Raw genomic sequence first — 18146 nt, 5'->3', positions numbered from 1 at the left:
GCAGAATGGTTGCACTCCGCGGGCTCATTCGGTCAGCCGAGCCCGGCATGGAGGTCCTCCAGCGGGACGACTTGACCCAGGATGCGCTCGGCAGCACGATGACCGGACAACAAGGCGCCATGCACGGTGGCGGGCTCAGTGCTCCAGGTAGCTTCCCCGGCGAGGTGCAGAACATTCCCCACCGGCGTAGCGATGGCGTCGTGGTCCTTGTGCGTGGCCCCGACCGCAACATACGAATATGAGCCCAGCGCATAGGGGTCGGACCCCCAGCGCGTGATCCAAGAGTTGACCACGGGTGGGACGTCGTCGCCGTAGATGTTTCTTAGCGCGCCAACGGCCGACGCGACGACCTCATCATCAGTCATAGCTTCAGTCTCGATGCCGCGCGGACCACCGGCGAAAGCGAGCAGCATTGGCCGACCGCTGACCACCGACACGTCGTACCACGTGTGCCAGCGATATCCGGCCGGGCCCCATTGCCGGATGGCATACACCCCGTCCTCCCAAAATCGTTTCGGAAATTGCAGGAAAACCTTGTTGAAGACTCCCATGCCGACCCTCCCAATGGCACTGACGACAACGTCAGGCAATTCCGGATTGAAGTCGATTGAGTTCCGCTTGAGGACACCCAGCGGCACCGTGATGACCGCGTACCGGGCCTCTGTGTTGCCTCGGGCTGTAGTGACTCTTACGCCTGCCTCAGACCATGCAACTCCGGTCACTTGGTGCCCGAAACGGATGTCAAGTCCCCCAGCCAGGTTTGTCGTGAGTTGGTCATAACCGCCGGGGAAGATCACTTCCTCACCAAAGATGACATCCTCGTCGAGGCCTTCGGCCGCCACCCTTTCAATTTCCGCTCCGCATTGTTCTTCCGTGCGATGGCCGTAAAACTCCCGCACACTTTGGGTGCTTTCCGGAGACCAGCAAAGGGTGTCCAAGGCGCGTTCAGTAACGTCCAGGTAGGTATCGCCCGGAGAGGAAGATGCTATGGCGCGTCGCACCTCATCGTCTGCTGCACGGACCTTGTTTGCCAGGTCGCTCGCCTCGCCCGGTTTCAGAAGCCGAAACTCGGAGTCGTAGTTCGCGATTGGGCGACCGTCAGGTTGGAAGCTTCCTACCGTGAATTCGGCGGTCTCGATGCTGAATGCCGTTACAAGGTCAGTCAGCGGGTTCCCGTCGACGCCGTGTATCCAGGAGGCACCCTGATCAACAGAGAAGCCCGCGTCACGGTCCGTCCAGATTCGCCCCCCGACTCTGTCACGTGCCTCGAGGACGACCACCTTTTGTCCCGCTTGATGTAGAAGGCGCGCCGCCGTAAGGCCTGCAATGCCAGCTCCGACCACGACCGTATCGATCACACTCATTCGTGCCTCTCACAATTCATGTCTGTCCCTTGTTTGATATGTCTTCGAAATGCATGTGCATGCGTCACTCTGACGTCCTCAATGTGAGAGCGCTCCGATGGCTGATGCCGCCCGGTATCCGGAGGCGACGGCACCAGACAGCGATCGTTCCGTTCCGGTGTGGTCACCAGCGATGGCCACACGTCCGCTCAAACGGAGGAAAGCGTCGGCGTCGCCCGGGCGCCGGTCGAGTCCAGGAGCGGGCGCCACCGTTCCCCGTTGAGGCACGTGAAAGCGGTGTTCCGCGGGTCACGGTTGAGTCGATCTCGGTGAAGGTCTGCAGAAGGGTTCTGAGCAAGTTTCATCTGCGAAAACTCTCTCCTGTTGAGTTTTCGGCAGTATATATCATCTTTCGCTACGGTTTCATCATTTTAGGTCCCGATGGGCCATACTGGACCCATGACGACTGACACGATCGACAGCAATGATCGCGGCCACGTTCTGGACGACACCGATCGGACGCTGCTCACGCTGCTGCAACGAGATGGGCGTCTTGCCTACGCAGAACTGGGCGCGGCGACAGGCTTATCCGCTGGCGCAGCACGTGCACGCGTCCTCCGCCTCCAGAAAACCGGCACTCTGCAGGTCGTCGGCGTCACCGACCCGCTGAAGCTTGGATACCGAAGCATGGCGATGCTCGCCATCACGGTCGACGGGGACATCGACGCCGCAGCAGATGCCATCGGCACAGTGGATGCCGTCATCTACGTGATCATGGCGGCCGGCTCCGTCGACCTGCTCGTCGAGGTCATCGCCACCGACCCTGACGATCTCTACGAAATCATCAACCGCAGAATTCGCACGATTCCTGGCGTGCGTGCGGTTGAAACCTTCACCTACTACCGAACACATACCCAGCGATTCGCGTGGGGAGCAATTTAGACCCTCAGGGTATCCCTAGCCCGGGGCCGTCGGAGAGCTGCGAAAATTCGCGAAAGTGTCCATGCTCGCAGCGGTGCGTTTCCGTGAAATCCCCGGACGATATCAACCAGTGACCACCATTTCTGGGGCCAATGTGGCATGGGGAGCTGGTCATTGCGAGTGTCCTTGGACGAAACGGGATGTGGTGGACAGCTGTGCCTTAGCATCCGGGATCAGTGGCGGGATCGTTGGTTCATCGGGGAGCGTGATGGCTTGGTTGAGGCGGATGTCCCGGGATGATGCCCCGATCTCGATACGGAATTCGCCGCCTTCCCGGCGCCATAGTCCTGGGCGGCCTTCGCCGCGGTCGGCCAGGGCGTCCCAGTACGCGAAGTCCCGGTTCTCCAGCGTGAATTCGACGCGTGCCGTTTCCCCTGGTTCAAGGTGGATCTTTTCGAAGCCTCGAAGCTCCCGTAGCGGACGCTGCACCTCCGCCTCCGGATCGCCCACATACAGCTGCACGACTTCCTGCCCAGGGCGTCGGCCGTCGTTGGTTACGAGGCAGGACACGTGGACACGGGCGGAGTTTTCGTCAACTATCTGGACGGTCAGATCAGAGTACGCAAAGCTGGTGTACGACAGGCCATGGCCGAAGGGGTAGCGCACGGCGCGGTGGAGTGCGTCATACCAGCGATACCCGATGAACACGCCCTCGCCGTAGAGAACGGTTCCCCGTTCCCCTAGCCAGTTGGGTTGTCCGGGTGTGTCCTCGAGCCGCAGGGGGAAGGTTTCCGCTGTCTTGCCGGCCGGGTTGACCCGCCCGAACAGTACGTCGGCGACGGCGGCTCCGGCTGCCTGTCCGCTAAGCCATGCCTCGACGATACCGTCGACTCTGTCATGCCAAGGGTCCATGCTGACGGCTGAGCCATTGGCAAGAACCACTACCAGTGCGGCTCCTGTGCGATCCCTCAGGTCAGCCAGGCGCGAGATCAGGGCTGATTGCTCCGAGGGCAGCGCAAGCGTATCGCGGTCGTTGGCTTCTTGCTCGAAAGCCAGCGGGAGCCCGGCGAACACGATGATGGTGTCGGCGTGCTCGGCCGCTCTGACAGCCTCGTCCTGTAGCTGCAGCGCGGCGGGCGACAGTGGTCCTTTCGCGGACTGCTGAACGGCTGCCGCGAGTTGCAGATCCTTCGAGAGGGTGGCGGAACGTCGTGGCACGGCCGGCCGGTCGCCGACGGCGGCGAGTCCGTGCGCCGCCAATGTTGCGGTGTGGTCGTCTTGATAGGGGTTTTTCGGGAGGTAAACGTAGCCGGGCGCGTAGACGACATGTTCACCGGCGATAGCTCGGATGGCTTCAAGGGGAACGTCCACGTGCGTGGGGTCCACTCCGGATGAGCCGCCGCCCTGGATTCGGGCGTGCTCGGCGAATGCGCCGATGACTGCGATTGTTCCGGGCGGACTCTCGGAGAGAGGCAGTACCGGGCGCGCCGCGCCGGGCGGGGTTTCGTTCCGGAGCAAGGTGAGGCATGCAGCTGCGGCTTCACGCGCCAGCGCATGGTGATCGCTGGCCCGCAACAGCTCCAACTGCGGGGGTGTGAGACGGTCGCCCGCGTGGTGTCCAAGGTCGATGACCGGACCGTTGACCATGTCCGGTCCAGGGTAGGTCCGGCAGACGAGTTGCAGCACTCGTCGCGCTGCCTGATCGACTGTTGACTCGTCCAGCTCGCCGGCGCGCACGGCAGCAACGACCTCCGCGTCTGTGCGGCCTTTCGTGCCTGGCATTTCAAGGTCGAGGCCCGCTCGAAGGGCGGCAACCCGGTCATGAACGGCGTCCCAGTCGGAGATTACCGCTCCCGCGAAGCCCCACTCCTGACGGAGCACCTCGGTGAGGAGCCACCTGTTTTGTGAGGTGTGGACTCCAAGGAGCCTGTTGTAGGAGCACATGACCGTCCAGGGATTTGCCAGCCGGATGACCCGCTCGAACGCTGGGAGGTAGGTCTCGCGGAGAGTGCGTTCGTCCGCGACAACCGAGATGCGTGTTCTTTCGATTTCCTGGTTGTTCGCTGCGAAGTGCTTCAGCGACGTGCCGACGCCGGTGGATTGCACACCGTCAACGTAGGCGGCGCCGAGCTCGCCGGAATGCAGGGGATCTTCCGAGTAGTACTCGAAGTTGCGCCCGCACAGTGGCGAGCGTTTCATGTTGACCCCGGGGCCCAGAATCACCTGCACTCCTTGGGCCCGGGCTTCCTCCCCCAGCGCTTCACCAACGCGACGCACGAGGCCCCGGTCCCAGGAGGCTCCCATCGCTGAGGCTGTCGGGAACCCGGTAGCGGGGACCCAGACCATGTCGACGCCGGTCTCCTTCCTTAGCCCGTGCGGTCCGTCGCCGACCTCGATCGCGGGAATGGGCGCCGGTAGCCCGGGCCTGTCGATGGCTTGCGTGTACCAGTCGTTGACGCCGGAAAGCAGCGAGGCTTTCTCCTCAAGCGTGAGTGCTGACAGCACCTCTTCAACGTCGAACTGCGGGAGAGTCATGGTGTTTTCTTTCTGGTGCGTCACGTTGTCAGGAACCCGTCGGGGTCGTCATCGCGGATGTGCTTGACGAGTGCCGGGGTGAGGCCGATTCCGCCTTCCACGAGCGCGTCCAGCACGACGCCCCGCAGCGGTGACGCGTTTGCCACGGTGACCGGGGCGGCCGGCGCCATCATCCGCAGTTCGTGTTTCAGGGCGTCCCGCATCGCCGGATGCTCGGATGTCACCACAGAGCCGTTCAACAGCACAGGCACCTGCCCGCTGCTCAGGTCCGCGCCCACGCGGGCGACACACCACTGGGCGTAACGCACAAAGGCCGCGGCCTGCTCGGCGACGATGCGGCGGGCGACCGCGTCGCCGTCGTCCGCGAGGGCCAGGACGGCACGTGCCGCTTTCCACAGTTCGGTACGGGGCAGGGCCCCGAAGCGTCGCGTGAAGAGGTGCCGGAGCTCCCAGCCGTCCTTTACGTCGTAGAGCTTGAAGAGTGCTTCGGCAAGGCGGGTTGTCGGAGCGGTTCCCATCCATCCTTGGCAGACAGCTGAGAGCGCACTGTTGCCCAGGCCTTGGCCTCCGAGGTCGTCGAAGACGAACATTCCCGAGCATTCTTCACGCCCGTCCGCTGAACGCGCGGCGACGGCGGGACCGGTGCCCACGGTGATCGCCGCCCCGACGCCGGTCCCGTCAATTAGCCTCAGCGAGGCAAACGCATCGTTTTTGACGCTCAAGTGCCGGATGTCGTCGTAGCGTGCGCGGATGCCTTCTTCCCAGAATCGGGCGTCTTCGGGGTAGTCGACGCCGGCCAACCCGAAGGCAGCGGAGTGGATCTGTGTCGCATGAAGCCCCGCGTCTGCGATCGCTGCGTCGATCGCCCCGAAAACGGCATCCTGGGCATCTTCGATGGTTGCGGCCCCGTAGATGTCTCCGCGGCCGCCCCTGCCCCGCCCAAGGACGGCGCCGGTCCGATCGACGATGAGGGCAACGGTCTTCGAATTGCCGGCGTCGACGGCTAGGAACCGGTGCCCTGGTCCCGGGTCAGCTGGTGTTGTGGCGAGGTTCTCCATGCCTACCGCAGGAGTCGCTGGGGCAGGTAGGCGCGGTGGGCGTATGCCATTTCGTCATAGAGCTCCTCCGCTACCCGGAGGGTTGGGACCATGGGGTTCGCTGCAAGGGCACGAATTCCGTCTGCGCGGGTGCCCTTCCAGGCAGCCTCGGCGGCCAGGTACTGGTATTCGGCGAGCTGCTGCACGATTCCACGGACAGCGTGCGGCAGCGGACGCTGCGGGAGTGGGGTGACGCCCTTGCCGTCGACGTTGCACCACATTTCCACGACAACGTCCTCGTCGAAGCCCGGCAGTGCGCCACCGATGTTGGGCAGGTTCACGGGAAGGCTGGCGGGTTTGTCGTTGTAATAGGCACTCATGACGTCGATTGCTAGCTCCAGCTCGTGGATGCCGCCACGTGACCGCTTCGGGTCCAGCCGGGGGACGTCCCTGTGGGACTGCTCCTCGTAGTGTTCCCAGTAGCCCGGAAGGGCGGCCAGCAGGTCCTCGGCCCTGGTGGTGGGGGCGCCCTGCAGCTGGCGAAGGATTTCCTCGCGGAAATAGTAGTACTGGAAGTAGTCCGCCGGCACGGAGCGCATGGTCACCGCGAGGTGGAGCATTCGTTTCTCGTGAATTCCCAAGCTTGGATCGTCCTTGCGCGCGTGCCAGGCCTGGTCCAGAAGCGGCATGAGGTCTTCGCCGTCGTACGTGTGTTCGGTGGACCAGCAGTTGTGGTTCACGCCGGCCATGATGATGTTCGCGCGTTTCGGGTCAAGCCCGGCAGCGTTCAGCACGGTGTTCGGGAAAACGATCGGTCCTTCGCACATGGACCAGATCGTCCGGTCGGTGAAGCGGGTTACGGCTTGGGAGACGATGTTGATCGGGTTGGTGTAGTTGAAGATGATCGCGTTGGGCGCAACGGCGTCCAGGTCACGGATGATGTCTTCGTAGATGTGGATCGAGCGAAGCGACATGAAGAACCCGCCAGGACCCTGGGTTTCCTGCCCAATGACGCCATGCTTAAGGGGAATGCGTTCATCCAACGCCCGCGCATTGAAGTCCCCGGGCCGGAAGCTGGCCAGCACCGCGTCGGCGTCGGTCAGTGCTTCACGACGATCCGTGGTGGAGCTGATGGTGATGTCCAGGCCTTTGGCCTTGGCGATCTTGTTGCCGATGGTCTCCACGGCTTTGAGCCGTTCGGGATTGACATCCTGGATGACGATCTCTGAACCGTCGAACTCCTCTCCGTGCTCAAGGATTGACGCGACGGTTCCTGCGCCGCGGGAGGAACCTCCACCGATGTATACAAGCTTGATTGCTGACATGACTGTGTACTTCCTTGGTTGTTGAATGGCTGGGTGGCAGCGGGTTCAGACGCGAACGGTTGCGGCGTCGTGGTCTACGAGAAATGCCGCGTTTCGGCATTCGGTGGCAATGGTGGCTGGCCAGTCGGGCTCGTATTGGTGGGCGTTGGCTATTCGGGAATATGCCTCCCGCTTGTTTTGGCCGCAGAGGATCATGACAACCTCTGTAGAGAGGCGCGCGATGGTGTCGACACCGACCGTGACTCCGTGGCGGGGAACCATGCGGAGATCCGTGAATTCCGGGAACGTGTTCATGTTGTCCCGACGGGTCGCCTCACCAAGTTCGACGATATGGGTGCGTGCGTTCCGCGGGGTTCCGGGCTGGTTGAAGGCGACGTGCCCATCGGTGTCACCGGATGCCAGCAGAAACAGGTCGATGCCACCGGCTGCTTCGATACGTGAATCGTACTCGCCAGGATCCGAAGGATTTGCCGTCCAGATTTCGGTGGGCGGGGTTGTGCCGGCGTCGGCGCATGCCTTTGCGATGGGCGCCAGGATCTCGCGCCGGGCGAAGCCCAGACATGAGTATGACGCTTCGGGGTCGACGATCCGCAAGCTGCCGTCCCCGTCCGGGAGTACGTAGTCGTCCATCATGACGATGGTCAGCTTGGAGAGGTCCGCCCCTTTGCCGGCCTTCCGGGCGAGCGCTGCATAGACGGGTGCCGCGGTTCGACCGCTCGGGCAACCGAGCAGGAACGGGCGCCCGGCCTTCCTCTCCATGCGTTCGAGGATGAGGTCAGCGATGATGGTGCCGATGGAGTTGGCGTCGGGCAGGATCTGCGGAGTCAATTGCATCTGGTTGTTGCCTTTGTTCGGTGGTGGTCCAAGCGCAGCCGCGGTTACTCTTTGATGGCTCCGGCGAGCATTCCGGAGATGAACTTGCGCTGGAAGATGGCGTAGAGGATGAGGACCGGTGCTGCGACGATGAGGCCGCCCGCGGCCATGAGGTTTATTTGCGTGACGTATTTGCCCTGAAACACTCCGAGGGCAACGGTCGCCGTCTGGTTTTCTCCGTGGAGGAACACCAGCGAGAGGAAGTAGTCGTTCCATGTCCACATGAAGCTGAGCAGGATCAGCGTGTACACGGCGGGCATGATGTTCGGAGCGGCTATGGACCACAGCACGCGGAACGGTCCGGCCCCGTCGAGCTCGGCTGATTCGAAGACGGCCCGCGGGAGGGACCGGAACGCAGCCCTCATCCAGAACACCCCGAAGGGAACGCCCATGCCCAGCTGGATGAGGATCACGCCCAGGAGGTTGTCGGTGAGACCGAAGGAACGGAACTGGTAGTACAGCGGCACGATGATCACTTCAAGAGAGACCATCATTCCCAGAAGAATCAATGGGAACAGGACCCGGTTGCCGGCCACGCCGAGCACGCCGAACGCGTACCCACCAAGAAGTGCCAGCAGAACACCCACAACCACGACGGTCAGGGTGATCACTGCCGAAACAGTCATGGACCTGGCAAAGTCTGCGTCGTTCCACGCAGTGACGAAGTTTGCCCATCGCAGGTCGGCAGAGGGACGACCTGCCCGGTCCGGGCTGAGGGCTGCCGCAACAAAGGTAGCTACAGGCCACAGCACTGCCAGTGCCATCAGGACGAGGACGAAGTACTTCCAGGTCTTGTTCATGCGGTTGAACATGGTTACTCCTTCTCAGACACACGGGTGATGGCCAAGGCAATGGCGAGGCACAGGATTGCCATGACGACTCCGATAGCTGCAGCTTGGCCCACGTTCGGATTGACGAACGCTGCCTTGTAGAGTGCCACGGCCGGGGTCTGTGTCGATGTCCCCGGGCCACCGCGCGTTGTGATCCAGATCAGGTCGAACGCGCGGAGCGCCGCCGTTACTGTCAGGGTGAGCGCCACAGCGATCTGGCCCCGCAGGCCCGGCACGGTTACCGAGAAGAACTCCCTGATCGGTCCGGCCCCGTCCATGCGCGCCGCTTCATAAAGATCCGGGGAGATGGACGCCGCCCCGGAAATGAAAAGCACCATGCAGAAACCGAAAGTCACCCAGGTGCCGATGAGTCCGACTGCCGGCAGCGCCCACGTGAAATCACCCAGCCAGTTCTTCGCCAACGTGTCCAGGCCAATGGCCCGCAGTGCTTCATTGATCGGGCCTTCAGGGGCATACATGCGCTTGAACAGCAAGGCGATCACCACGCTCGTCATGACCTGTGGCAGAAAGAAAATCCAGCGGAACACTGCCATTCCCCGCTGCTTTGCCTGTGTGATGAGCGCAGCGGAGACGAGGCCGAGGGCGATTGGAAGCAGTGAGAAAAAGAACAGCAGTACCAGCACGTTCCCCAGGGTGGACTGCAGCACCGGGTCGGTAAAAAAGGTGGTGTAGTTTTGCAATCCTACCCAGACCGCGGCGGTGACGCCGTCCCACTTGTAGAACGAGTATTGGAGCGACTGCAGCATCGGCCACAGCACCACCGCGGCGTAGAGCAGCAGGCCAGGAGCCGCGAACAAGAGCCCTGTGAGGCGGGTCCGTCGGCGCGCGGACGATTTGCGCGGGCGGCGTACGGCACCGACGGCGGGCCGTGCGGCCCGGGCTTTGGTCATGGTCATCGTTTTAGGATCCGTGGGAGGCCAGGAATGCGTCGCGGTCGGTGTCCACGGCCTTCGTGAACTGTTCCGGGGTGGTCTTGCCCGCAAGCAGCAGCTGGGTGTTCTGGGTGAGGGTGTCAAGCATCGTCGGGCTCGACCAGTCGAAATACGGGACGTAACCATCCCCGGAGTCGAGTTTTGCCGTAGCGGTAGCTTCGCCTTTCAGACTCAGTGTGTCCGGGGTCGACAGGCCTGAATTGAGCATCGGCACGAGACCAAGATCTACCGCTGTCTGACTGGCCTTCTTGGACATCAGGAAGTCCAGGAACGCCGCAGCAACGTCGGGATGCTGAGACTTGGCTGAGATCACCATCGCGCCGGGGGCAGCACCGATGCCGACGGTGGAGTTGCCATTCACCTGGGGAAGCTGCATGTAGCCGAACTTGTTCAACTGATCGCCCGACAGGCCCAGGGCTCCGGTGTACTCGAAGCGGAAGACTCCCTTCCCATCGAGGAAATTCGCCAGCGAGGTCTGGTAGTCAAGGCCTTCGAAATTCGGCGACAACCAGCCGTTCTTTCCCCACGTCTGCAGGGTCGTGGCGGCCTTTTCAATACCGGCGGAGCTGGCGTCGACCTTTGACTTTCCGTAAACGAAATCGTTGATGCTCCCCTGCGCCCCAAAAAGCGACTGGAGGCCGAGCAATGCTGCCGTGTTACCGTCCAGACCGCTGTAGCTAAACGGGACTTCGCCGCCTTCCTTGACCTTGGCCGCAGCCGATTCGAGCTCGGCCAGCGTGGCCGGAGCCTTGATGCCGAGTGCTTTCAGCTTGTCGGCGTTGTAGTAAATGCCGATCAATGAAGCTCTGGCGAGTGGCGTGGCGAACCAGGACCCCTCGCCGATTGCCCTGAAGTCCGTGGTGAACTGGTTCTGACGCGCTATGGTCGCCGGGACCTTGTCGCCCCACCCGTACAACTGCGCATAGGCGTCCAGGTTCCGGACAAGGTTTCCCTTGGCCAGTGTGCCCAGCGATGACCAGCCGTTGTTTGCCGAGGCGATATCCGGACCGTTGGGGTCCTGAAGCTGCAGGTTCAACGTACTTGTAAGCTGCCCCCAGTCTTCACGGGTGCGCTCAATAGTGACATTCGGGTATTTGGTTTCGAAATCCGTGATGAGGGTTTGTACCCATTTTTCCTCTGCCGAGCCCCAGAAATCTGACAGTTTCAACGTCACTTTGCCCGCCCCTGCCACATCCGACGACACAGCAGCAGGTGCTGTTGGCCCCCCGCCGCCGGCCCCTGGGACGCAAGCAGTCATGGCGAGAAGAGCCACGGAACCTAGCAGCGCCGCCGCCGCGGTACGCACCTTCTTCGAGAACATAGTCACTCCGTTGTGGTCGTAGGGATTTACCTGCGGCTGATGACAATCAACCGAGCCGTATTGAACGCTACCACCACCGAACCAGTTATACCAGATAAAAACCAGATATCGAAATATTCAGACCAGTTGAGCAATGTGGTACTCTCTGGTTATGACCCTTCCCGCAGCATCAGCCGAGGCGTACGCCGATCTCTCCAACGACCTGGACTCCGGCGTTTACGCCCCGGGCTCCAGACTGCCCGGCGAACGCGACCTCTCCGCAAAGATCGGAGTCAGTCGCGCCACACTCCGCGCAGCACTTGGCGCCCTGGAGAAGGATGGGCGGCTGCGCCGGTCGGCTCAGCGCGGCTGGTTCGTTCCCTCACAAGTGGTCGGGGAGCCACCGAGCACCCTGCAATCATTCACCGAAATGGCACGAGCCCGTGGACTGCGGGCCACTGCACGCGTGCTGCGGCAGGACGTTCGTCCTGCAACACTGGATGAAGCCGAAAAACTCCGAATCGCACCCACATCGCCAGTGATTCAAATCGATCGACTGCGGGGTATGGACGGCACACCGGTTTGCTTCGACGTCGTCGTCCTCCCCGAAAGCCGCGCCGCCGCACTCTCCACGGCAGATCTCACCGACGTATCCCTCTATGAGACGCTGCGCGAGAAATGCGGAATCAACATCCACCGCAGCGCCTACAGCGTCACGGCCGCCATAGCCGACGCAACCCTGGCAAGGCTGCTCGGAACCTCGATCGGCGCTCCGGTGCTCGTCGGAGCCGAGATCGCCTACACGGCAGACGGCACCCCGGTGCTACTCGGCGTAAACAACTATCGCGGAGACGCATACCGTTTCGAAGCCGACCTGTTCCGGCGCGTCTGATGCCACCGAAGCTGCTCGTCCGCGGGACCGGCGCCTAGGGTATCGACGGAGTTCGCCAGCGTCGACAATTCCATGCGTGTGGTCAGGCATGAAACCTACGGACCCGTCGCAGCCATCATGCCGTTGAAACTGAGGGACTCTGACTGACGAAGGACAGCGGCTACGGACTGTCCGCGGAAATCTGGACGACCAATCGTTCCAGAGCACACCGTATGGCGAGAAGGCTGCAGGGGCACCTTCCGATTCGACACCTACCTACCGCATAGCCCGGCGCGCATCTACGCCAGCGAAGTGAAGGACCGCCCGGCCCAGTGCTCGGCGAACTCCCCCCACTCCCCTGCAGCGAGTCCGAGCCCGGGCGCGAGACCTTCCGCCTCTGCCGGGGCCAGATACTTCTGTCCCGTCTTGCGGTCCATGCCCAGCGACATCGCGCCCGCTCTCTGAGCGGCCCGCGTCCCAGTGCAGGTACAGCTCGATCAGATCGATCTCTCGGTTCCACACTCCTGCACGCCAAACCACGGGCCCTATCTCCAACCGGATCATCGGATCCGGGAGCGACAGCCTGACAGGGACGGACGGGGACTGGTCCTCATGCCCGGACTGGTTGACCTGCATAGCGACGTCATCGAGCGCACCGCTCTACCCAGGCCCGGGACGGCAATGCCAAGCGACGTCGCCTTGACCGCCGCCGCCGGCGAGTTGACCGGAGCCGGCATTACCACGGCAAACCACGGGGTGGCGTTCGCCTCCACCCAAGGACGCGCGCGGGACACCGGCCCGCCCGGGCACTGGTCCAGCAACTGCTGGCCCGGAACCGCCTCCTGGGAGACCACCGGCTGGTGCTGCGTCTGGAAGCGCACAGTCCGGCAGGCTGGGACGTGCTGGACCGACTAGCACCAAATGACACCGCGGCCAGCCGGATGATGGTCGCATGGCAGTGCCATCCAGACGTCAGCCCATCAGATAACAGCGACCAGCAGCGACTGGACCGGCTGCCCGTGCTGGCCCGCACCCGCCCCGGACTGCCCGTGCTGGCCCACGATCTCTCCAGTGCCGGCGAGGTGGCCGCAGCATACGCGGCAGGCGCCTCCGTCGCCGAGTTCCCGACCACCCGGGAAGCAGCCGCTGCCGCCCGAAGCCTCGGCCTGCCAGTCGTGACGGGAGCGCCGAACGTCCTGCGCGGCGGATCACACGTGGGCAACGCCTCCGCCCTTGAGCTCGTCGCAGCCGGCATATGCGATACGATCGCCTCGGACTACCTGCCCGCGAGCATGCTGTGCGCACTCCCCCGGCTGGCCGATGCCGTAGGGCTGCCTTCAGCCGCGCGCTTGTTGACAACAGGACCGGCCGACGCCGCCGGACTCACCGACCGCGGACGGATCGCCCCCGGCGCCCGGGCTGACCTGCTGCTTGCTGACCTCTCCGGCACGGTGCCGCCCGTGAGACGGGTCTGACACGCCGAACTGCAAGAATGATCAGCCGTTGGGGCAGCCGTCCACCGCAACGAACGCGTGATGATTGAAGCGGCCCTCTCCACGGCCTCCGCAAGGACCTGGAGTTCCAGCGCGCCGTGGCCGTGGACGAGAACACGTCAACAGCTTCCGACCTGATGGACCGGTTCGCGGCCGACGCTGGCGGCCAAGTACCGGACCAGACTCGTCGCCGCGGGACTCATCGAGTCAGCTGGCAAGACAAATACGGCACCGTTATCGACGAGAGGACAGAGGTTCCCGGGCTGAGTTGGCGAAACTCGGTGTCCGGAAGTCAAAGCCACTCCAGATGTCCTTGACCAGCTCATACCAACGAGCGTCACTGGCCATGGAGGGAAATATTTAGTTCCTTATGCGCCGAAATAGCCTGTTCTGCGATTCGGAAAGATTCCAGTGCAGCCGGGGCACCGCAATAGATAAGAGCCTGCAACAGAACTTCTTGAATTTGGTCTTCTGTCACACCGTTATTCAGCGCTCCACGAACGTGTCCTGCCAATTCGGTGGACCGATTAAGTGCTGTCAACATGGCGACGTTGAGCATACTGCGCGTTTTCAGGTCCAGTCCTGGTCTGCTCCAAATTTCCCCCCAAGCGAACTCCGTAACGAGTTCTTGAACGGGACGGGAGAAATCGCTGGCTTGGTCAAATGCTTGCTGGACGTGCATCTTTCCCATCACCTTCTCCCGAATGGCCATACCGTCGAAGTATTTGTCACTCTTTGCTTCTTGTCCTTCCAAGCTGCCCTCCCGATTGTGCTAGATCTTGTGTTTTCGGTTGTTCACCGTCATCCGGATTTGGGGGTCCGCTAAGGCGAGGAAGATTTAGTCGGTTAGATCGCCCGTGATAGGGCAGCGCACCAAGACCTCGACCTTCCATTGGCAAGGGCCGACGGAAGGTCGAGGTCGTCATGGCTGCTAAACCGAGGGAACGTGGGATCGCCATGGGCGGGCTGATTCGAAAGCAGCAGCAGCCGTAATTACGCTGAGCTCGTCATAGGTCTTGCCGACGATCTGCAGGCCGGTTGGCACCCCAGTTGAGCTGAAACCCGACGGCACCGAGGCAACAGGACATTGGCTGAGCAGGTTGAACGGATAGGTCAGCGACCATTGCACATAGGGATCGACTGGTTTGCGGTTGATTTTGAAGTCCCGATCGTCGTTGGCGTGCTCGGCTTTCAGCGCTGAAGCAGCGACAGTCGGACAGATCAGCACGTCGTACTCCTCGAGAACGGGTCCGAGCTTGTTGTACATCTCGGTCCGCACGTACTGAGTGCGAATGTCTCGCACAGCCGAATGGTTGAGGCCCCGCTCCAGCAGCCCACGAGTGAATGGATCCATTTCGTAGCCCCATCGCGGCAGAAGTTCACCGCAGGCAGCTGCGAACATCGCCTCCCAATGGACCATCCAGGCGTCGTAGGCGGACATGTCCCAGCCCAGGTCGATCTCGTCAACCCGACATCCGAGTTCCCGGAAGGTTTCGACTGCGGCCAGGGTGTTCGCGGCGACCTCATCGTCAACCTCGTAGTAGCCCAGGTCCGGTGAGAAGGCGATCTTCCAGTCGCGCAGCGTGTCAGCGGCGAAGGTCGTGGGCAACGTCTGCTTGGGGCGCACCGTGGAGATGTCGCGGGGGTGCGGACCGGACATGACGTTCTGCATCAATGCCGCGTCCGCGACGCTGCGGGTGAGCGGCCCGAAGTGCAGAAATTCCTCCAAATTAGAGGGAAGAAGCCCAGAAGGGTTGCGCCCGAAAGACGGCTTAAGCCCGAAGATGCCGTTCAACGAAGCTGGGATGCGGATTGATCCGCCGCCGTCAGTACCGTCCGCGATCGTCGTCATTCCCGTAGCGACGGCGACACCAGATCCTCCGGAGGACCCACCCGGGCTGCATTCGAGGTTCCAAGGGTTGCGTGTGGTGCCCCACAGGGGCGAGTGGGTGTGACCAGCGTGTCCGAACTCCGGAGTGGTCGTCTGCATGTGCACAATCGCGCCGGCGTCAAGCAGGCGCTGCACGGTAGGCACCGTCACTTCGGCCCGAACTCCTTCGTAGACTCGCGACCCCCAGGTGACGACCTCACCCTCGATCGGGTGCAGGTCTTTGATCGCTGTAGGGATGCCCTCGAGAGGACGGGTCTCTTCGCCCTTGAAGTAGCGCTTCTCGGCGGCCCTCGCCTGCTCCCTCGCTCGTTCGAAGTGGGTGGCTGTCACCGCATTTACCTTCGGATTGACTGCCTCAAAGCGGTCGATCACAGACTCTAGTAGCTCGACGGGCGATAGTTCACGCCGACGGAAAAGATCGATGGCTTCGGTGGCCGTCGTGTAGCAGATCGCGTCGGATCCAGAGATAGCCGTACGCTCTTCTGTGGTAGTCATGTTCTTTCACATTCTCTCGAGAAATCAGTTTCCCGTGCGTTCTGTCGCGCAGCGGAGTTGGAATTGTTCACAGTTGGAAGACCGCTTCGGCATCAAGACCCCGTGACTGGTGCACCCCTCGGCACAGGATGGCCTTGCTATCAGGGTCGGCTTGAGTCGAAGAAGCGGCTGCAGGATGAAGCCGTTCAGACCGGGTCGGTGATCGCCTCAGACGTGTTCACTTCAGAGGTCCCGATCCGTGCAGTCGGGGACCCTGTCAGGGCAGTCCGGGAGCGGGCCTCCTTGAACAGCTCCGATACACGCTCAAGCTCTGCACGGTTGCTCGGCCGAAAGTGGCTGACAGCGACGTAAACGATTAGGTTGACCACGAGTCCCACCAAGCCGGAACCGAACCCTCCGAGCCAAGGCACAGCGCCGCCGACACTGAGGTACGGGATCGTCAGGGCGACCGCGACGGCAATACCCGCGATGAGCCCTGAGACTGCTCCGGTCTTGTTTCCCCGTCGCCAGATAAGCCCGACGAAGATCGGCACAGCCAGCTGAATGATCGCCTGGTAGGAGAGCTGGGCGACGCTTACGAGGTTCGGCTCGTCGTAGATTTGATAGGCCACGATCGCAGCACCGGTAACGGCCACCGCCATTGCACACTTGGCGATGTAGAGTTCCTGTTTGTCGCCAAGTGGGCGGATGACGCCGACGATGTCGTTGGCGAACTGCGTACCTATGGTCTGGACAACACCATCGACAAAGCCCATGCTGGCGGCAAAAACGATCAGCAGGGCGAAGGCAAGCAGCCAGGTGCCGCCGGCGTCCTGGGAGATGGCGAAGAAGGCGGATGCCGGGTCCTTCGCCGCAAGAGGCGACGACGCAGCACAGAGCGCAAAAACCATCAGCAGCACGTAGAACACAAAGCCGATGATCATGGTCTGGAGCGAGCCCTTCTTAACCTCTCGCACGCTCCCGGCGGCATAGATCCGAGTGAAGATCATCGGCCAGCACAGACTGCCGATGATGCCGGCCGCGACTATGCCGAAGTAGTACCAGCCACCGCTCGGAGAACTGAAGTCCGGCAGGCTCAGTTGCGCATCGCTTAGCTGCGCGAGATTTCCGATTCCACCGAAATAGAAGATTATGAGACCCAGGCACAGCACCGCGGAGCCGACATAGGCGACAATCCCCTGGACCATGTCGGTAATGATCAGGCCCCGCATGCCCATCTGGACCGTCCAGAACTGACGGACGACGAGAACGGCGATGCCGATGAGGATCGACTCTGCGATTGAAAGGTGGCCCAGCGACGCCCATTGGATGACTCCTCCCATCGCGATGAGTCCAAGGATCAGCCAGGGCAGGAGGGCCACCACGCTAATGGCGCTGGCTATCAGCTTCAGTGGTTTGCTATTGAAGCGTAACGAGAGCAGGTCGGCCTGGGTGCGCAAGTCGAACTTCTTGCCCATTCTCCAAACGGGGCGAGCGATGAAGTACATCGCAAGCACACCGAGCACTGAATAAACGAGCGCATAGAGCCCGATCACGCCACTTGTTATTGCGAGTCCAACGAAAGCGGTGAACGTCGATCCGGGCCACCACGAGTTCGTGTATGCCATTGAGACGAACCAGCTGGAAAACGAGCGCTCTCCGACTGCGTAATTGCTGAATGAGGAAACGGCGCTGCGGCGCTTCGATGTCTGCAGTACGACGACCAAGAGCAAGAAAAAGGCAATGAGAACGCCGAAGGTGATGATCATCAGTCCAAGCCTCCCCGCCGGCCCTCGGTGACCCACAGCGCGAAGGCGATCACAATTGCCGCGGCCGAAACCAGTATCAAATACCACATCGTCCCTGGTATGGCGGCAATCAGGGCGTGCTGTTTAGATAACGCGATGTACACCGGTGGCACTAAGGCGGTGGCGTAAACTAACGCGAACAGTACGGCGAAGCCGAGGCTTCGCGTGGAGGGGGAATTGCTTTCCGCACTTCCGATGAGAGCGTCGTTGCTCTGATCGTAGTTGAATTGGGGGTTGTTCATACGGCGAGCTTAGGCTCCGCTGCGCCAGCGGAATATCGGTCAACTGACGTATCTTGTGGCCTGCCTCACGTTTTGAGGCAGGAGTTTGGTTGGACGAAACCACCGGCCGTAGCAGCGAAACCGCAGGCGGCTTTCCACCGTAGATCGTAGTTACAGCCTCGGCAGCCTTAACAGGCTCATCGCATTTGAGGGTGTAGCGGGGGTGGGCGCGTCGTTGGCCGGATAGGGGTCGAGGTCTTCCGATGATGGA

General features: G+C 62.0%; 17 protein-coding genes. 4 read left to right on the top strand and 13 right to left on the bottom strand.

What is annotated here, in order from left to right; genetic code table 11:
• Window positions 1–32: 32 nt before the first annotated feature.
• Complete coding sequence (locus AC3WJU_RS11940; protein ID WP_492259927.1) at window positions 33–1364, bottom strand: flavin monoamine oxidase family protein; 1332 nt, start codon at window positions 1362–1364, stop codon at window positions 33–35.
• Window positions 1365–1802: 438 nt separating this feature from the next.
• Between AC3WJU_RS11940 and AC3WJU_RS11935 the strand changes: the two genes are divergently transcribed.
• Window positions 1803–2285: an Lrp/AsnC family transcriptional regulator gene (locus AC3WJU_RS11935; protein WP_492259926.1), complete on the top strand. Its 483-nt coding sequence runs from the start codon at window positions 1803–1805 to the stop codon at window positions 2283–2285.
• Between the two features lie 150 nt (window positions 2286–2435).
• Here AC3WJU_RS11935 and AC3WJU_RS11930 read toward each other — a convergent pair whose 3' ends face one another.
• The 7 genes from AC3WJU_RS11930 to AC3WJU_RS11900 are packed head-to-tail and all read right to left on the bottom strand — an operon-like array spanning window position 2436 to window position 11138.
• Complete coding sequence (locus AC3WJU_RS11930) at window positions 2436–4799, bottom strand: glycoside hydrolase family 3 C-terminal domain-containing protein (RefSeq protein WP_492259925.1); 2364 nt, start codon at window positions 4797–4799, stop codon at window positions 2436–2438.
• A gap of 20 nt (window positions 4800–4819) precedes the next feature.
• A complete protein-coding gene (locus AC3WJU_RS11925; RefSeq protein WP_492259924.1) occupies window positions 4820–5857 on the bottom strand; it encodes a BadF/BadG/BcrA/BcrD ATPase family protein in 1038 nt (345 codons plus the stop codon).
• 2 nt (window positions 5858–5859) lie between these two features.
• Window positions 5860–7161: a family 4 glycosyl hydrolase gene (locus AC3WJU_RS11920; RefSeq protein ID WP_492259923.1), complete on the bottom strand. Its 1302-nt coding sequence runs from the start codon at window positions 7159–7161 to the stop codon at window positions 5860–5862.
• A 45-nt stretch (window positions 7162–7206) separates the two neighbouring features.
• The gene (locus AC3WJU_RS11915; protein ID WP_459342902.1) at window positions 7207–7995 is read right to left on the bottom strand and encodes a 6-phosphogluconolactonase; all 789 of its coding nucleotides are present in this window, start codon (window positions 7993–7995) and stop codon (window positions 7207–7209) included.
• A gap of 44 nt (window positions 7996–8039) precedes the next feature.
• On the bottom strand, window positions 8040–8846 hold the full coding sequence (locus AC3WJU_RS11910; protein ID WP_459342903.1) for a carbohydrate ABC transporter permease: 807 nt from the start codon (window positions 8844–8846) through the stop codon (window positions 8040–8042).
• 2 nt (window positions 8847–8848) lie between these two features.
• Window positions 8849–9781: a carbohydrate ABC transporter permease gene (locus tag AC3WJU_RS11905; RefSeq protein WP_492259922.1), complete on the bottom strand. Its 933-nt coding sequence runs from the start codon at window positions 9779–9781 to the stop codon at window positions 8849–8851.
• A 4-nt stretch (window positions 9782–9785) separates the two neighbouring features.
• Window positions 9786–11138, bottom strand: a complete 1353-nt coding sequence (locus AC3WJU_RS11900) for an ABC transporter substrate-binding protein (protein ID WP_492259921.1) — start codon at window positions 11136–11138, stop codon at window positions 9786–9788.
• A gap of 151 nt (window positions 11139–11289) precedes the next feature.
• Between AC3WJU_RS11900 and AC3WJU_RS11895 the strand changes: the two genes are divergently transcribed.
• Window positions 11290–12009 (top strand): GntR family transcriptional regulator, encoded by a 720-nt coding sequence (locus tag AC3WJU_RS11895; RefSeq protein ID WP_459342906.1) that lies wholly within the window; start codon window positions 11290–11292, stop codon window positions 12007–12009.
• Window positions 12010–12287: 278 nt separating this feature from the next.
• On the opposite strand, the gene AC3WJU_RS11890 is transcribed toward AC3WJU_RS11895, so the two are convergent.
• Window positions 12288–12437 carry a hypothetical protein gene (locus AC3WJU_RS11890; protein ID WP_492259920.1) on the bottom strand — a complete coding sequence of 50 codons (150 nt, stop codon included), beginning with the start codon at window positions 12435–12437 and terminating at the stop codon, window positions 12288–12290.
• A gap of 163 nt (window positions 12438–12600) precedes the next feature.
• Here AC3WJU_RS11890 and AC3WJU_RS11885 point away from each other — a divergent pair, with 163 nt between their 5' ends.
• Both AC3WJU_RS11885 and AC3WJU_RS11880 read left to right on the top strand, forming a co-directional pair.
• Window positions 12601–12903: a hypothetical protein gene (locus AC3WJU_RS11885; protein WP_492259919.1), complete on the top strand. Its 303-nt coding sequence runs from the start codon at window positions 12601–12603 to the stop codon at window positions 12901–12903.
• Window positions 12888–13463 carry an amidohydrolase family protein gene (locus AC3WJU_RS11880; protein ID WP_492259918.1) on the top strand — a complete coding sequence of 192 codons (576 nt, stop codon included), beginning with the start codon at window positions 12888–12890 and terminating at the stop codon, window positions 13461–13463. The genes AC3WJU_RS11885 and AC3WJU_RS11880 overlap by 16 nt, the downstream gene beginning before the upstream one ends.
• Before the next feature lie 355 nt (window positions 13464–13818).
• Here AC3WJU_RS11880 and AC3WJU_RS11875 read toward each other — a convergent pair whose 3' ends face one another.
• The 4 genes from AC3WJU_RS11875 to AC3WJU_RS11860 all read right to left on the bottom strand — a co-directional run bounded on the left by AC3WJU_RS11875 (window position 13819) and on the right by AC3WJU_RS11860 (window position 17896).
• Complete coding sequence (locus tag AC3WJU_RS11875) at window positions 13819–14235, bottom strand: carboxymuconolactone decarboxylase family protein (RefSeq protein WP_492259917.1); 417 nt, start codon at window positions 14233–14235, stop codon at window positions 13819–13821.
• Window positions 14236–14412: 177 nt separating this feature from the next.
• Window positions 14413–15867, bottom strand: coding sequence for an amidase (locus AC3WJU_RS11870; RefSeq protein WP_492259916.1), 1455 nt, complete (start codon window positions 15865–15867; stop codon window positions 14413–14415).
• Between the two features lie 185 nt (window positions 15868–16052).
• Window positions 16053–17615, bottom strand: coding sequence for a sodium:solute symporter family protein (locus tag AC3WJU_RS11865; protein WP_492259915.1), 1563 nt, complete (start codon window positions 17613–17615; stop codon window positions 16053–16055).
• Window positions 17615–17896 carry a hypothetical protein gene (locus AC3WJU_RS11860; protein WP_492259914.1) on the bottom strand — a complete coding sequence of 94 codons (282 nt, stop codon included), beginning with the start codon at window positions 17894–17896 and terminating at the stop codon, window positions 17615–17617. Before AC3WJU_RS11860 ends, AC3WJU_RS11865 begins: the two co-directional genes overlap by 1 nt.
• Window positions 17897–18146 lie beyond the last annotated feature (250 nt).

The organism is Arthrobacter sp. FW306-1B-F12A (assembly GCF_058781865.1).
The sequence above is the reverse complement of the archived record's forward strand: the minus strand, read 5'-3'. Positions and strand labels throughout refer to the sequence as shown.

Coding starts and splice junctions, on each gene's coding strand:
- AC3WJU_RS11940 (WP_492259927.1), bottom strand. CDS start 1,364: ATGAGTGTGATCGATACGGTCGTGGTCGGAGCTGGCATTGCAGGCCTT.
- AC3WJU_RS11935 (WP_492259926.1), top strand. CDS start 1,803: ATGACGACTGACACGATCGACAGCAATGATCGCGGCCACGTTCTGGAC.
- AC3WJU_RS11930 (WP_492259925.1), bottom strand. CDS start 4,799: ATGACTCTCCCGCAGTTCGACGTTGAAGAGGTGCTGTCAGCACTCACG.
- AC3WJU_RS11925 (WP_492259924.1), bottom strand. CDS start 5,857: ATGGAGAACCTCGCCACAACACCAGCTGACCCGGGACCAGGGCACCGG.
- AC3WJU_RS11920 (WP_492259923.1), bottom strand. CDS start 7,161: ATGTCAGCAATCAAGCTTGTATACATCGGTGGAGGTTCCTCCCGCGGC.
- AC3WJU_RS11915 (WP_459342902.1), bottom strand. CDS start 7,995: ATGCAATTGACTCCGCAGATCCTGCCCGACGCCAACTCCATCGGCACC.
- AC3WJU_RS11910 (WP_459342903.1), bottom strand. CDS start 8,846: ATGTTCAACCGCATGAACAAGACCTGGAAGTACTTCGTCCTCGTCCTG.
- AC3WJU_RS11905 (WP_492259922.1), bottom strand. CDS start 9,781: ATGACCATGACCAAAGCCCGGGCCGCACGGCCCGCCGTCGGTGCCGTA.
- AC3WJU_RS11900 (WP_492259921.1), bottom strand. CDS start 11,138: ATGTTCTCGAAGAAGGTGCGTACCGCGGCGGCGGCGCTGCTAGGTTCC.
- AC3WJU_RS11895 (WP_459342906.1), top strand. CDS start 11,290: ATGACCCTTCCCGCAGCATCAGCCGAGGCGTACGCCGATCTCTCCAAC.
- AC3WJU_RS11890 (WP_492259920.1), bottom strand. CDS start 12,437: ATGTCGCTGGGCATGGACCGCAAGACGGGACAGAAGTATCTGGCCCCG.
- AC3WJU_RS11885 (WP_492259919.1), top strand. CDS start 12,601: ATGCCCGGACTGGTTGACCTGCATAGCGACGTCATCGAGCGCACCGCT.
- AC3WJU_RS11870 (WP_492259916.1), bottom strand. CDS start 15,867: ATGACTACCACAGAAGAGCGTACGGCTATCTCTGGATCCGACGCGATC.
- AC3WJU_RS11865 (WP_492259915.1), bottom strand. CDS start 17,615: ATGATCATCACCTTCGGCGTTCTCATTGCCTTTTTCTTGCTCTTGGTC.
- AC3WJU_RS11860 (WP_492259914.1), bottom strand. CDS start 17,896: ATGAACAACCCCCAATTCAACTACGATCAGAGCAACGACGCTCTCATC.